We start from the raw sequence: 12,784 nt of genomic DNA, 5'->3' as shown, positions 1-12,784 counted from the left end.
ACAGGCCGGTGCCGCCCAACGGTCCGTCCAGCGCGTCGATCTCATCGGATGCGCGCCCGTACGGCGAGCGCCGTCGGGGTCTCGCCCGCGTTGAGCTCGAGGACCTGCCGGCGGATCCGGGGTTCGTGCAGGAGCTCGGCCAGGGTGGCGGCGACGTCCTCGCGCGGGATCTCGTCGTGCGGCTGGGCGGGGCCGAGGGCGACCCGTCCGGTACCGGGGCGGTCGACGAGCATCGAGGGCCGGAGGACCAGCCAGTCGAGGTCACTCAGGCTGACCGCGACATCGGTGAGCTTCTTCACCGCGAAGTAGTGCTCGTGGTCGTCGTCGAGGTGCAGCTCGCGGCCGGCTTCGGGCAGCACGGAGACCAGCACGAACCGGGTCACGCCGGCGCGACCGGCGGCCTCGAGCGTCCGCACCACACCCTCGCCGTCGACGGCATCCGTGACCGCCCGGCTCCCGCCGTTCGAGCCTGCGCTGTACACCACCGCGTCGAACCCGCTGAGCAGAGGCACCAGTTGATCGGCGGTCATGACCCCGATGTCACCGACGCGCGCCTCGATGTGCCGCGACGCGAGGGCGGCGCGCTGGTCGTCCCGGCGAACGAGTCCCGAGACGACGTCTCCACGGCCGGTCAGCTCCTCTGCCAGCAGTCCGCCGACCGCGCCGCTGATCCCGATGACGAACACCTTCACGGTGCTCCTCCTCGTTGCCGGGGATGCGCGGGGGCGCCCGCGTCGATGGGGTGAGCAGTCCGGGATCACTCCCCGAACCAGGTGGCCGCGGCCATCCCGACGGGGATGGAGCAGAAGCCTCCGTAGAACGCGAGGGCCCACCTGAGCGATCTCACGGACGCTGCGCAGCGGACCGCGCGACGGCCGACCACGGTCGGGATCTCGCTGCCGGACACCGCCCGTGGCCGCGCCTCGCACTCCACGGGCTGTTCCACTCGGCTGGTCGTGTTCATGCCCATCAGGCTCGCGTCGACGGCGGCACGTTCGCGTCGGTAGGAAACCCGTAGGTCCGCTGCTGGTCGCTACGGATGCCTCACGCAGGTGCCCCAGCACCGGGGGGATCCGACTCCCGTCCCGGACCCTCGTCCGGTACGGGACGAACCCGGCTGAGCCTCCACTGGGACACGGTCGGGTCGTTCGCGGACCCCGTCACGTCGACGTGGTCGGGCGGCGGCCGCCCGAGCGGACGGATGGCGGTCTGCCTCACCGTCCTCGCCTCGGTCGCACGGGGACGACGCCGCGCGAGCTGGCCCTCGGGCAGTCGGCGGACCCACCGCCCGGGATCCTGGGAGTCCGCGGCGAGCTGCCGGGCCGCCGTGACCGACGCCGACTCGGGGCCGGGTGCGCTCACCTGGTGGCGGTCGAGACGCTGATGGCCGCGGCGGCGCTGGAGGCGGCGATCCCCGCCGCGGTCCGTGCCACTCCAGTGTCGACCGCCGCGGCGCCCCACTGGCCGCGTTCCAGCTCCTGCGCCCGCGTTGCCGTGTGGTGCAGGGTCCCGGCGCTCTGCACCGAGGCGCCGTCGTCGTCCATCAGCAGCAGCACCAGGTCGTCGACGAGCAGCAGGTCCTGCCCGCTCGGACCGGTCACCGGCGTGGCTCCCAGCGGAAGAACCTCGCGGCGAGCGCGACCGAGACGACGACCCAGCCGAAGGTCGGGAGCAGCAGCAGCAGCGAGTCGGCCACGGGAACGCCGCCGTTCCAGGCGTCGATCACCAGCTCGGTGGCCGAGCCGCCGGGCAGCAGCCGCTTCAGCCAGGAGAGGCTCTCCGTCCCGGCGATGCCGATCCAGCTCGCCGTGGGCTGACCGTGACCTCGTGGACACCTGAGGTCGGTACCGTTCCGCCTGGCGGGCAGCTGCACGGCCGTGCTCCCGACGCCGGGACGCACCGCTCGAGCCGACGACCCCACCGCGTCGCCCGGCTGCCTGCACGACCCGCACCGCCCCCTGACCCAGCACCTCGACCGCTCCCTGGAGGAGGCCCGATGCCCCATCGTCCCTGCCGTCCCGCTCCTCCGGCCCGGCGGCCCGCGCCCGCGCGGACCCCGAGGTGACGGCGGTCGTCTGGAGCAGCTTCTCCGGCCGGTACTCGGACAGCCCGCGCGCGATCTTCGAGGCGCTGCAGGACAGGGGCGAGGAGTTCTCCCACACCTGGCTGGTCCGCGAGGACCGGCGCGGCGACTTCCCGGCGGGCGTGGCGACCGCGGTGTACGGCAGCCCGGCGGGCCGGGCGGCCCTCGAGGCGGCCGACGTCGTCGTGGCCAACAACGGCATCTCGCTGGACTGGGACAAGTCACCGGGGACGACGTACCTGCAGACCTGGCACGGCACGCCCCTGAAGCGGATGCACCGCGACGTCAGCGCCCCGACCGGCGGCCTGCTGACCGCGCTGGACCGGGACGTCGCCCGCTGGGACCACCTGCTGTCCCCGAACGCGGCCAGCACGCCCCGGCTGCGCAGCGCCTTCGGCTACACCGGGCCGGTGCACGAGACGGGCTACCCGCGCAACGACGTGCTCAGCGCCCCCGACCGCGACCGGGTCCGCGCGGCGGTCCGGGCGCGGCTCGGGATCGCCGACGGGGAGACGGCCGTGCTGTACACCCCGACCTGGCGGGACGACCTGGTGATGACCGAGGGCCGGCCCGACCACGCCTTCCCGGCGGACTTCGACGACCTCGTCGGTGGTCTGCCGGCCGACCACGTGCTGCTGCTCCGGCTGCACACGATGGTCGCCGACCGGTTGGCGCTGCCCAGCGGTCGGGTGGTCGACGTCTCCGACGAGCCCGACGTCGGCGTGCTCTACCTCGCCGCCGACGTCCTGCTCACCGACTACAGCTCCACCATGTTCGACTTCGCGGTGACCGGGCGCCCCGTCCTGCACTTCACCTACGACATCGAGCACTACCGCGACGACCTGCGGGGCTTCTACGTCGACCTGGCCTCGATCGCGCCCGGCCCGCTGCTGAGCACCGGCGCGGAGGTCCTGGCCGCCCTGGCCGACCTCGCCCGGGGACACGGGCAGGACCCCGTTCGTTACCAGCGGTTCCAGCAGACGTTCTGCTCGCTGGAGGACGGCCACGCCACCGACCGGGTCGTCGCCCGCTTCTTCCCGCCGGCCACCGCCGGCGGGCCCACCCCTGCACCGCAGATCCACCGAGGAGTTGAGCATGCGCACAACTGAGCCGATCAGGACCGCCGCCCGTGACCGTCAGACGTGCGCCGTCGAACTCACCCCCCGGGCGCACCCGGCACCGCAGGTGGTGATCCTGGCCGCCGGGATGGGCACCCGGCTGGGCCGGTCGCTGCCCAAGCCGCTGACCCAGCTGATGGACGGCCGCAGCATCATGCAGCAGCAGCTGGACGGCGTCCGCGAGGTCTTCGGCCCGGCCACCCGGGTCACCGCGGTGGTCGGCTACCGCAGCAAGCGGATCATGCGTGCGCAGCCGGACCTGCTGTTCGCCTTCAACCCGGAGTTCGAGCGCACCAACACCTCCAAGAGCCTGTGGCGGGCGCTGCGCACCTCCCCGCCCGGTGGCGTGCTCTGGCTCAACGGCGACGTCGTGTTCGACGCGGCCGTGCTGGACCAGACGCTCGAGCTGGTGGCCGCCGACCAGAGCTTCGTCTGCGTCGACACCTCCACCGTGGCCGAGGAGGAGGTGAAGTACACCCTCGACGAGGAGGGGTACGTCGCCGAGCTGTCCAAGACCGTCGTCGGCGGGCTCGGCGAGGCCGTGGGCATCAACTACGTGTCCGCGGCCGACAAGCCGGTGCTGGTCGAGCACCTCGCCGCCTGCGCGGACAGCGACTACTTCGAGCGGGCCATGGAGACCGCGATCCAGCAGGCCGGCGTGCGCTTCCGCCCGCTGGACATCTCCCGGTTCTCCGCCGTGGAGGTGGACTTCGAGAGCGACCTCGCGCGCGCCAACACCTGGCTGAGCTCGCGCTCGGTGCTCGAGCCGATGGACGCCGAGTTCGGCTGAGCCGGACGCCGGGTGCCGTGCTGACGCGGCACCCGGCCCCCGGGGTCAGCGCAGCTGCGGGGCGACCTCGGCGGCCACCAGGTCCAGGTGGTCGAGGTCGGCCAGGTCGAGCACCTGCAGGTACACCCGGCTGGCGCCGGCCTCCGCGTAGCGGCCCAGGGTGTCCACCGCCTGCGCCGGCGTGCCGGCGACGCCGTTGCGGCGCAGCTCGTCGACGTCCCGGCCGATCGCCGCGGCCCGGCGCCGGAGCTCGGCGTCGTCCCGCCCCACGCACAGCACCAGCGCCGAGCTGAACACCAGCCCGGCCGGGTCGCGGCCGACCTCCCCGCAGGCCTCGCGCACCCCGGCGAACAGCCGTGCGTTGTCCTCCGCGGAGGCGAAGGGCACGTTGAACTCCGCGGCGTACCGGGCGGCCAACCGGGGCGTGCGCCGCCGGCCGCTGCCGCCGACCAGCACCGGGACGCCGCCGGGCTGCACCGGCTTGGGCAGCGCCGGTGAGCCGCTGAGCTGGTAGTGCGTGCCGGCGAAGTCGAACGTCTCCCCCACCGGGGTGCGCCACAGCCCGGTGATCACCGCCAGCTGCTCCTCGTAGCGGTCGAAACGCTCGCCGAGCTCGGGGAACGGGATGCCGTAGGCGCTGTGCTCCTCGGCGAACCAGCCGGAGCCGATGCCGAGCTCGACCCGGCCGCCGCTCATCTGGTCGACCTGCGCCACCGTGATGGCCAGCGGTCCGGGCAGCCGGAAGGTGGCCGCGGTCATCAGCGTGCCGAGCCGGATGCGGCTGGTCTCCCGGGCGAGCCCGGCCAGCGTCACCCAGGCGTCGGTCGGGCCGGGCAGCCCGTCCCCGCCCATGGTCAGGTAGTGGTCGGAGCGGAAGAAGGCGTCGAAGCCGGTCTCCTCGGTGCGCCGGGCGACCGCGAGCAGGTCGTCGTAGGTGGCGCCCATCTGGGGCTCGGTGAAGATCCGTAGCTGCACCGCCCGAACCTAGCCAGCGACCGGCCCCGCCGCCGCGGGGGATTCCGGCTTGGGGGTGTGCCCGGGAGGCGATGCGGGCAGGATGATCGCGACGCGATCAACCGGAGGTGCTGGAGTGTTCCGCAGGAAGAGCCGGAAAGAAGTCATCGGCGCCGAGTTGCAGGAGGGCTTCGCCCACATCGGCGCAGCGGTCTCCGAGGCGCGCAAGGCGACGGCGGAGCAGTGGGGTCCGCAGGTCGCCGCCGCCGCCAAGGCCGCGCAGCAGACGTACGCCGCCGACGTCGCCCCGCGGGTGGAGGCGGCGGTCGCCGCGATCGCACCGCAGCTCGACGCCGCACGGGAGGTCCTGGTGCCGCGCCTGGACGCCGCGCGCGACACCCTGGTCCCGCGGATCGAGGCGGCCCAGAAGAGCCTCGCGCCGCGGATCGAGGCCGCGCAGAAGGCCTACGGGTCCGACGTCGCCCCCCGGTTGGAGGCGGCCACCAAGGCCGCCCGCGCCAACCTGGAGACCGCCGTCGCCGCGGCCGCCCCGCGGATCGAGGCGGCCCGGGAGGCCGCCGGCCCGGCACTGGACGCCGCCCGGGCCAACCTCGCCGCCCAGGTGGCGGCGACCGCCCCGCGGATCACCGCGGCCCGCGAGGCCGCCGGTCCCCGGATCAGCGCGGCCCGCGATGCGGCCGGCCCGGCGCTGGACAGCGCGCGGGCCAACCTCGCCGCCCAGGTCGAGGCCGCCCGCGCCCAGCTCGACTCCCGCAGCGCGGACCTCGCCGCGACCGCGGCGACGCTGGGCGCGGCCACCGCCAAGCAGACCGACAAGGTCCGCAAGGACGCCGCCGCCGCGGCGGAGGCCGCGCGGGTGCAGGCTGCCGTCCGGGTCGCCGCCCTCAAGGCCGCCGCCGACGCGACCACCAGCGCGGCGGGTAAGAAGGCGGAGAAGCTCAGCAAGAAGGCCGACAAGCTGGCCGTGAAGGCAGCCAAGCGGCGCGCGGAGATGGAGAAGGCGACCGCCAAGGCCCGCAAGCAGGCCGCCAAGCGCACCGCGACGGCCCTGACCTCGGTCAAGCGCAGCGTGGGCATCGAGAAGCAGCCCCCGCGCCGCTGGCCGTGGGTGGTGGCCGCGCTGGCCGCGGTCGCCGCCGGCGTCGTCGTCCTGATCCGCCGCAACGCCCCCGAGGACCAGTGGATGCCCGCGCCGACCGGCGACGGCCCCGTGCCCAGCTACCGAGAGGACCCCGTGCCCAGTTCCCCGAGCACCCCCGCAGGCGGATCCGAGAGCCCCGAGGCCCAGGGCAAGACGGTGTCCACGTCGACGACCGCTCCCTCGGACTCCGGTCCGGTCGAGGGCGGCATCGGCGCGCTCGAGGCCGAGCCGGCCTCCGGCCCCGGCGAGCCCAGCAACCAGGACCGCCCGACCACCGCGACCGGCACCACCAACGACCCGGACAGCCCGGTCGCCACGGCCGCGCCGGACAGCTTCACCGAGGCCCCCGGCAGCGCCGGCAACTCGGCGCCCAGCCGGGGCACCCGCCCCGACGAGGACTCCGCGGGCTGACACCTGCACGACCCGACACGGGGGCTCCGCCGATCCGGCGGGGCCCCCGTGTCGCGTCCGCGGCCCGGGCCCGGTGATCGCCGGGAGTACCGTGCTGGGCATGAGCCTGGGCATGGAGGAGGTACCCGCGGAGACCCCGACGGCGTCCTCCAGGATCGAGCCGGCCGGTCGCAAGATGCTGCGCCTGGAGGTCCGCAACAGCCAGACACCCATCGAGCGCAAGCCCGAGTGGATCAAGACGAAGCTGAAGACGGGGCCGGAGTACACCGAGCTCAAGTCGCTGGTGAAGCGCGAGGGGCTGCACACGGTCTGCGAGGAGGCCGGCTGCCCCAACATCTACGAGTGCTGGGAGGACCGCGAGGCCACCTTCCTCATCGGCGGTGACCAGTGCACCCGGCGGTGTGACTTCTGCCAGATCGACACCGGCAAGCCCGCCGACTTCGACGCCGACGAGCCGCGCCGGGTCGCCGAGAGCGTGGTCTCGATGGGCCTGCGCTACGCCACCATCACCGGGGTCGCCCGCGACGACCTGCCCGACGGCGGCGCCTGGCTGTACGCCGAGACGGTCCGGCAGATCCACCAGCAGATCCCCGGCTGCGGTGTCGAGCTGCTCATCCCCGACTTCAACGCCGAGCCCGACCAGCTGGCCGAGGTCTTCTCCTCCCGCCCCGAGGTGCTGGCGCACAACGTCGAGACCGTGCCGCGGATCTTCAAGCGGATCCGCCCCGGCTTCCGGTTCGAGCGCTCGCTGTCGGTGATCACCGCCGCCCGCGAGGCCGGCCTGGTGACCAAGTCCAACCTGATCCTGGGCATGGGCGAGGAGCCGCACGAGGTCGTGGAGGCCATGCAGGCGCTGCACGACGCCGGCTGCGACCTGCTCACGATCACCCAGTACCTGCGGCCCAGCGTCCGGCACCACCCGGTGGTCCGGTGGGTCAAGCCCGACGAGTTCGTCGGCTTCCAGGCGCAGGCCGAGGAGATGGGCTTCGCCGGCGTGCTGGCGGGCCCGCTGGTGCGCAGCTCCTACCGCGCCGGCCGGCTCTACCAGCAGGCCGCCGAGCGCCGCGGGCTGGCGATCACCACCGCCTGAGCCCGGCCCCGGTGCAGGGACCCGCACCGCGCGGAGCGTGGTGTGGGGGGCAGCGGGGTCCTTCTTCTATCCTGGGTGGCATGGCACGCAGCAGGTCCACCGACACCTCCGCTCCCTCCGGCAAGGCCGGGCGGGGCCCGGCCAGCGGGCCGCCCGGACGCGGGAGCAAGGGCGCGACGGCGGTGGGTGCCGGCGCGACGGCCGCGAAGACCGGCCGCACCCGCAAGGCCAAGGTCGGCAAGGACGGCCAGCCGAAGGTGTCGCGGCTGACCAAGATGAAGAACCAGGCCGGCATGATCGGCCAGGCGTACAAGATGACCTACCGGAACGACCCCAAGCTGCCCTGGGTGATGCTCATCGCCTTCGTGGTGGTGGCCGCGGTCGTCGAGCTCATCGGCATCCTGCTCAGCTCGCCGTTCCTCTTCCTGCCCATCGCCATCCTGCTGGGCCTGCTGGCCGCGCTGATCGTCTTCGGCCGCCGGGCGCAGAGCACCGCGTACCGGCAGGTCGAGGGCCAGCCCGGGGCGGCCAGCTGGGTGCTGGAGGGCATGCGCGGCGACTGGCGGGTCACCTCGGGCGCTGCGGGCAACCGTGAGCTGGACGCCGTCCACCGGGTGCTCGGCCGGCCCGGCATCGTGCTGGTCGGCGAGGGCAACCCGCAGCGGGTGCGGAGCCTGGTCGCCCAGGAGAAGCGGCGGATCGCCAAGGTCGTCGGCGACACCCCGATCTACGACGTCACGGTCGGCGACGGCGAGGGGCAGGTCCCGCTCAAGAAGCTGAGCGCGCACGTGATGAAGCTCCCGCGCAACCTCTCCGGCGCCGAGGTCAACTCCCTCGGCAAGCGGATGGCCGCCCTCGGCGGCGCCCGGATGCCGGTGCCCGGCGGTCCGCTGCCCGGCGGCAAGCAGATGTCGGTCAGCCAGCGCCAGGTCCGCCGGCGGTAGCCGATCGGCCCCTGCCGGGGGCCGATCAGGCCACGTCCCGGCGGCGCATCAGCACCAGCCCGCCCGCGGCGAACAGCACCAGCCAGCCGAGCAGGAACGCGGCGGCCGTCCCGCCGGACAGGACGGTCTGCACACCCGGCGCGCGGTCGCCCCCCGCACCGTCCAGCGCTCCGACGAGCGACCCCGCGGCCGTGCCGGGCAGGTGGTCGGTGACCACCGCGAGCCCGCCGACCAGGTCGGCCACCCCGCGCAGCAGGTTCTCCACCACCAGCGCCCACACCAGGCCCAGCCCCACGGCGAGCGCCGGGCTGCGGGTCAGCACCCCGATCAGGACGCCGGCGGCGCACCACATGCCCAGCACCAGGACGCCGGCACCCGCGCCCTGCGCGAGCGCGCCGATCGAGGGCAGGTCCACCGGCTGGTCCTCCACCGCGGCCAGCACGCTGGCCACCCCGAGGTCGAGGGCGAAGGTGGCCAGCACGAGCCCGACCACTGTCAGCGCCAGGACGACGAGGGTGCCGCCGAACGCGGTGCCCCGACCGGGTCCCTGGGTGAGCACCGTCTTCCAGCTGCCCCAGCCGAACCCGCTGCCGGTCGCCAGCGCACCCAGGATGAGCACGATCGCCCCGCCGAACAGCGGGGTCCCCTGCACCGCGGCCGCCGGCACCGCGTCCGGCAGCAGCCCGGCCAGCAGCTCGGCGCGGGGCACCCGGTCGGCGGGCCCGGAGGCGTCGCCGGTGCGGTAGGCGATGTAGTTGAAGACGTAGACGAAGGCCAGGTCCAGGGCGAACCAGACGCCGATCAGCACCCAGGTCGCCGGCCAGCGGCGCAGCCGGAGCAGCTCGGCGCGGGTGCTCGCCAGCAGCCCGCTCACCGCGCGCTCCCGGCGGGCTGCGTCATCGGCGCCCCGGTCATCGCCAGGAACACCTCCTCCAGCGACCTCTCCACGGTCCTCGCCTCCAGCACGTCCACACCGGCCCCCACCAGCTCCCGGGTCAGCTGCGGGATCAGCTCGGGCCCGGCGTGCACCCGCAGCGCGTCGTCCCCGCCGCCGTGCACCACCTCGACGGCGTCGTCCCCGCTGACCCGCATCGCGACGGCGAGGGCGAGGTCGAGCGGCCGGGCGCGCAGCAGGACCGCCGTCGCCCCGCGGAGCTCGGCGACGGTGCCCTCGGCCAGCAACCGGCCCCCGGCGATGACGCCCACCCGGTCGCAGACCTCCTGCACCTCGGCGAGGAGGTGGCTGGACAGCACGACCGTCTGGCCGCCGGCGGCGACGTCGACCAGCAGCGCGCGCATGTCGGCCATCCCGGCCGGGTCCAGGCCGTTGGTCGGCTCGTCGAGCACCAGCAGGTCGGGGTCGCCGAGCAGCGCCGCGGCGACGCCCAGGCGCTGCTTCATGCCGAGGGAGTAGCGGCTGTACCGGTCGCCGCCGCGGCTGCGCAGGTCCACCCGGTCCAGGACGGCGTCGACGCCCCGGTCGTCCAGCCGCTGGTAACGGGCCATCACCCGCAGGTTGTCCCGGCCCGACAGGTAGGGGTAGAAGCCGGGGCCCTCGACCAGGGCACCCACCCGGGCGACGACCGGGGGGCTCCCCGGTGCGTCGCCCAGCACGACCGCCCGGCCGCTGGTGGGCCGGACCAGGCCCAGGACCATCCGGAGGGTGGTCGTCTTCCCCGCGCCGTTGGGACCGAGGAAGCCGTACACCTCTCCCCGCCGCACGGTCAGGCTGACGGAGTCGACCGCCAGCCGGTCGCCGTAGCGCTTGCTGAGTGCGTCGGTGCGCACGATGGTGTCGGTCATGCCGGCCAGCCTCGGGGCCGCCGGCCGTCGCCCGCATCCGCCGTCGGGCGGCTCCCGGCCTACGCAGGACTGCGTAGGCCGATGACGTCGGGACGACGACGCCGGCCGGGGTCCTGCGGTCCTATCGTCGCCCGGTGACCGTCCCCGCCGCCCCGGTCCGGCGCCGGCTGCCCGGCGACTGGTGGTGGGACGTCGGTCCCGCCGCGGTGCTGCTCCTGCTGTGCTGGGTGGGCACCGGCGCGGCCGCCCGCAACCAGGGGCTGCCCCAACCGGGGGTCTCGGCCTACGCCCTGGCCGGTGTCGCCGCGGTCTCGCTGCTGCTCCGCCGCCGGTTCCCGCTGGTCACGCTGGCCGTGTGCGGCGCGGCGATCAGCGCCTACCTGCTGCTGGGGAACCCCTTCGGACCGGTCCTGTTCACCGGGCCGGTCGCGGCGTACGCGGTGGCGACCCGGGTGCCGTGGCGCACGGCAGCGGTCGCCGGCGCGGTGTTCGTGCTGGTCACCGCCCTCCCCCACGCGCTGGACAGCGACGCCGGCGGCTGGGTGCCGCGGCTGGCCTGGGTGGTCGGCTGGGCCGCCGTGGTCGCCGCGCCCCCCGCGATCGGCGCCGCGCTGCTGGCCCGCCGCAGCGCGGAGGCGGGAGTGCGCGCCGAGCAGGCCCGGCGGGCGGTCTCCGAGGAGCGGCTGGCGATCGCCCGCGAGGTGCACGACGGCGTCGGGCACGGGCTCGCGGTCATCGCGCTGCAGTCCGGGGTGGCGCTGCACGTGCTGGACCGGGACCCGGCCCGGGCCCGCGAGCTGCTCACCGCCATCCAGGCCACCAGCCGGGAGTCGCTGGACGGGCTGCGCGCCGAGCTGCTTCGCTTCCGCGACCCCGCCGCCCCGGCCGGGTCACCCGCGCTGCGGCCCACCCCCGGGCTGGCCGACCTGCCGGCCCTGCTCGACCGGATGCGCGCCGGCGGGCTGGTGCTGCACGCCCGGCTCGACGACTGCCCCGGCGTACCCGCCGAGGTCGGCGCCGCCGCCCACCGGATCGTGCAGGAGGCGCTGACCAACGTGCTCCGGCACGCCGGCGGCACCCCGGCCTGGGTGACCGTGCGGTGCACCGAGGGCCACCTGCTCGTCGAGGTGCGCGACCACGGTCCCGGGCCGGCCGGCGGCGCCCCCGCCGGGCTGGGCATCCCCGGGATGCGGGAACGCGCCGCCGCGGTCGGCGGCCGGCTGGAGACCGGGGTGGAGGACGGCTTCGTGGTGCGGGCCGAGCTGCCGATCCGGGAGCGCACCCCGTGATCCGGGTGGCCGTGGTCGACGACCAGCCGCTGGTCCGGATGGGCCTGCGGGCGCTGCTGGAGACCGAGGAGGACACCGAGCTGGTCGGGGAGGCGGCCGACGGCCGGGCCGGGCTCGCCCTGGTGCGGGCCACGCTGCCCGACGTCGTCCTGATGGACGTGCGGATGCCCGAGCTGGACGGCCTGGAGGCGCTCCGCCTGATCGCCGCGGACCCGGCGCTGGCCGGCGTCCGGGTCATCGTGCTGACCACCTTCGAGCTCGACGAGTACGTCTTCGCCGCGCTCACCGCCGGGGCGAGCGGCTTCGTGCTCAAGGACGGCGAACCGGCCGAGCTGCTCCGCGCCGTCCGGGTGGTCGCCGAGGGCGGGTCGCTGCTCTCCCCCACCGTGACCCGCCGGGTGATCGAGCACTTCGCCGCCGGTCCGGCCCGCCGCACCGCCCCGCGCGCCGGGGTGGCCGACCTGACCGAGCGCGAGCGGGAGGTCGTCGCCTGGGTGGCCACCGGCCGCTCCAACGACGAGATCGCGGCGGCGCTGGTGGTGAGCCCGGCGACGGTCCGCACGCACGTCAGCCGGGCGATGCTCAAGCTGCGCGCCCGGGACCGCGCCCAGCTGGTGGTCTTCGCGATCGAGTCCGGCCTGCAGGTCGACTAACGGTCGAGGACGACGGCCGTGTCGGTGAGCCGGTCGTGCAGCCCGCGGCCGTCGGAGTCGACGACCAGTGCTGGGAGCAGCAGCACCAGCAGGCCGGTGCGGACGACGGCACGCCACAGCGCCAGCCGCTGCTCCGGGTGGGGGTGGGCCAGCCGGAGGCCGAGCAGCCGCATGCCCGGCGTCTGGCCGGCGAGCACCAGGAAGACCACCGTCATCACACCGAAGGTCAGCAGGCTCCACAGCCGGGGCGCCTCGGGGGCGGTGAAGACCGCCGCGACCAGACCCGAGACCACCGCGTCGATCAGGTACTGCCCGACCCGGCGGCCGAACGGGGCCAGCGACCCCGGCCCGGTGGCGGGCAGCCCCAGTGCGGCGCCGCGGGCGCGTCCCTGAGAGGGTGAGACGTCGTCCCTGGTCACCCCGCCAGCCTATGTCGTCCCCCGCGGCAGCCGGCCCGGTTCCCGGGGGTGACGACCGTCGCCCCCGG

At 75.1% G+C, this 12,784-nt stretch carries 14 protein-coding genes; 7 read left to right on the top strand and 7 right to left on the bottom strand.

Annotated elements, in window-relative coordinates:
• Positions 1-41: 41 nt before the first annotated feature.
• The 3 genes from MODMU_RS09480 to MODMU_RS09465 all read right to left on the bottom strand — a co-directional run bounded on the left by MODMU_RS09480 (position 42) and on the right by MODMU_RS09465 (position 1,873).
• Positions 42-692 carry an NAD(P)H-binding protein gene (locus MODMU_RS09480; protein WP_014740005.1) on the bottom strand — a complete coding sequence of 217 codons (651 nt, stop codon included), beginning with the start codon at positions 690-692 and terminating at the stop codon, positions 42-44.
• A 666-nt stretch (positions 693-1,358) separates the two neighbouring features.
• Positions 1,359-1,601: a hypothetical protein gene (locus MODMU_RS09470; RefSeq protein WP_014740003.1), complete on the bottom strand. Its 243-nt coding sequence runs from the start codon at positions 1,599-1,601 to the stop codon at positions 1,359-1,361.
• Positions 1,598-1,873, bottom strand: coding sequence for a hypothetical protein (locus MODMU_RS09465; RefSeq protein ID WP_041795134.1), 276 nt, complete (start codon positions 1,871-1,873; stop codon positions 1,598-1,600). The genes MODMU_RS09470 and MODMU_RS09465 overlap by 4 nt, the downstream gene beginning before the upstream one ends.
• A gap of 188 nt (positions 1,874-2,061) precedes the next feature.
• Here MODMU_RS09465 and MODMU_RS09460 point away from each other — a divergent pair, with 188 nt between their 5' ends.
• Positions 2,062-3,192: a CDP-glycerol--glycerophosphate glycerophosphotransferase gene (locus tag MODMU_RS09460; RefSeq protein WP_041795133.1), complete on the top strand. Its 1,131-nt coding sequence runs from the start codon at positions 2,062-2,064 to the stop codon at positions 3,190-3,192.
• Positions 3,179-3,991, top strand: a complete 813-nt coding sequence (locus MODMU_RS09455; protein WP_083869704.1) for a phosphocholine cytidylyltransferase family protein — start codon at positions 3,179-3,181, stop codon at positions 3,989-3,991. Before MODMU_RS09460 ends, MODMU_RS09455 begins: the two co-directional genes overlap by 14 nt.
• A 45-nt stretch (positions 3,992-4,036) precedes the next feature.
• On the opposite strand, the gene MODMU_RS09450 is transcribed toward MODMU_RS09455, so the two are convergent.
• Positions 4,037-4,966: an LLM class F420-dependent oxidoreductase gene (locus tag MODMU_RS09450; RefSeq protein ID WP_014740001.1), complete on the bottom strand. Its 930-nt coding sequence runs from the start codon at positions 4,964-4,966 to the stop codon at positions 4,037-4,039.
• Positions 4,967-5,081: 115 nt separating this feature from the next.
• Here MODMU_RS09450 and MODMU_RS26895 point away from each other — a divergent pair, with 115 nt between their 5' ends.
• The 3 genes from MODMU_RS26895 (at position 5,082) to MODMU_RS09435 (ending at position 8,552) form a co-directional block, all read left to right on the top strand.
• Complete coding sequence (locus MODMU_RS26895; protein ID WP_014740000.1) at positions 5,082-6,518, top strand: hypothetical protein; 1,437 nt, start codon at positions 5,082-5,084, stop codon at positions 6,516-6,518.
• Between the two features lie 100 nt (positions 6,519-6,618).
• The gene (gene lipA, locus MODMU_RS09440; RefSeq protein WP_014739999.1) at positions 6,619-7,608 is read left to right on the top strand and encodes a lipoyl synthase; all 990 of its coding nucleotides are present in this window, start codon (positions 6,619-6,621) and stop codon (positions 7,606-7,608) included.
• An 80-nt stretch (positions 7,609-7,688) separates the two neighbouring features.
• Positions 7,689-8,552 (top strand): DUF4191 domain-containing protein, encoded by an 864-nt coding sequence (locus tag MODMU_RS09435; RefSeq protein WP_041795132.1) that lies wholly within the window; start codon positions 7,689-7,691, stop codon positions 8,550-8,552.
• A gap of 25 nt (positions 8,553-8,577) precedes the next feature.
• On the opposite strand, the gene MODMU_RS09430 is transcribed toward MODMU_RS09435, so the two are convergent.
• Positions 8,578-9,426, bottom strand: a complete 849-nt coding sequence (locus MODMU_RS09430; RefSeq protein WP_014739997.1) for an ABC-2 transporter permease — start codon at positions 9,424-9,426, stop codon at positions 8,578-8,580.
• Positions 9,423-10,355, bottom strand: a complete 933-nt coding sequence (locus MODMU_RS09425) for an ABC transporter ATP-binding protein (protein WP_014739996.1) — start codon at positions 10,353-10,355, stop codon at positions 9,423-9,425. Before MODMU_RS09425 ends, MODMU_RS09430 begins: the two co-directional genes overlap by 4 nt.
• A gap of 134 nt (positions 10,356-10,489) precedes the next feature.
• Between MODMU_RS09425 and MODMU_RS09420 the strand changes: the two genes are divergently transcribed.
• Positions 10,490-11,644 carry a sensor histidine kinase gene (locus MODMU_RS09420; RefSeq protein WP_014739995.1) on the top strand — a complete coding sequence of 385 codons (1,155 nt, stop codon included), beginning with the start codon at positions 10,490-10,492 and terminating at the stop codon, positions 11,642-11,644.
• Positions 11,641-12,297: a response regulator transcription factor gene (locus MODMU_RS09415; RefSeq protein ID WP_014739994.1), complete on the top strand. Its 657-nt coding sequence runs from the start codon at positions 11,641-11,643 to the stop codon at positions 12,295-12,297. Before MODMU_RS09420 ends, MODMU_RS09415 begins: the two co-directional genes overlap by 4 nt.
• Here MODMU_RS09415 and MODMU_RS09410 read toward each other — a convergent pair.
• Positions 12,294-12,716, bottom strand: a complete 423-nt coding sequence (locus tag MODMU_RS09410; RefSeq protein ID WP_014739993.1) for an RDD family protein — start codon at positions 12,714-12,716, stop codon at positions 12,294-12,296. The two genes, MODMU_RS09415 and MODMU_RS09410, sit on opposite strands and share 4 nt — an antisense overlap.
• Between the last annotated feature and the right edge of the window lie 68 nt (positions 12,717-12,784).

This window comes from Modestobacter italicus (assembly GCF_000306785.1).
GTDB lineage: Bacteria > Actinomycetota > Actinomycetes > Mycobacteriales > Geodermatophilaceae > Modestobacter > Modestobacter italicus.
This window is presented reverse-complemented; position numbering and strand designations above follow the sequence as displayed.

What these genes read in the sequence shown, in the direction of transcription:
- MODMU_RS09435 (WP_041795132.1), top strand. Translation starts at nt 7,689, where the DNA reads ATGGCACGCAGCAGGTCCACCGACACCTCCGCTCCCTCCGGCAAGGCC.
- MODMU_RS09425 (WP_014739996.1), bottom strand. Translation starts at nt 10,355, where the DNA reads ATGACCGACACCATCGTGCGCACCGACGCACTCAGCAAGCGCTACGGC.
- MODMU_RS09455 (WP_083869704.1), top strand. Translation starts at nt 3,179, where the DNA reads ATGCGCACAACTGAGCCGATCAGGACCGCCGCCCGTGACCGTCAGACG.
- lipA (WP_014739999.1), top strand. Translation starts at nt 6,619, where the DNA reads ATGAGCCTGGGCATGGAGGAGGTACCCGCGGAGACCCCGACGGCGTCC.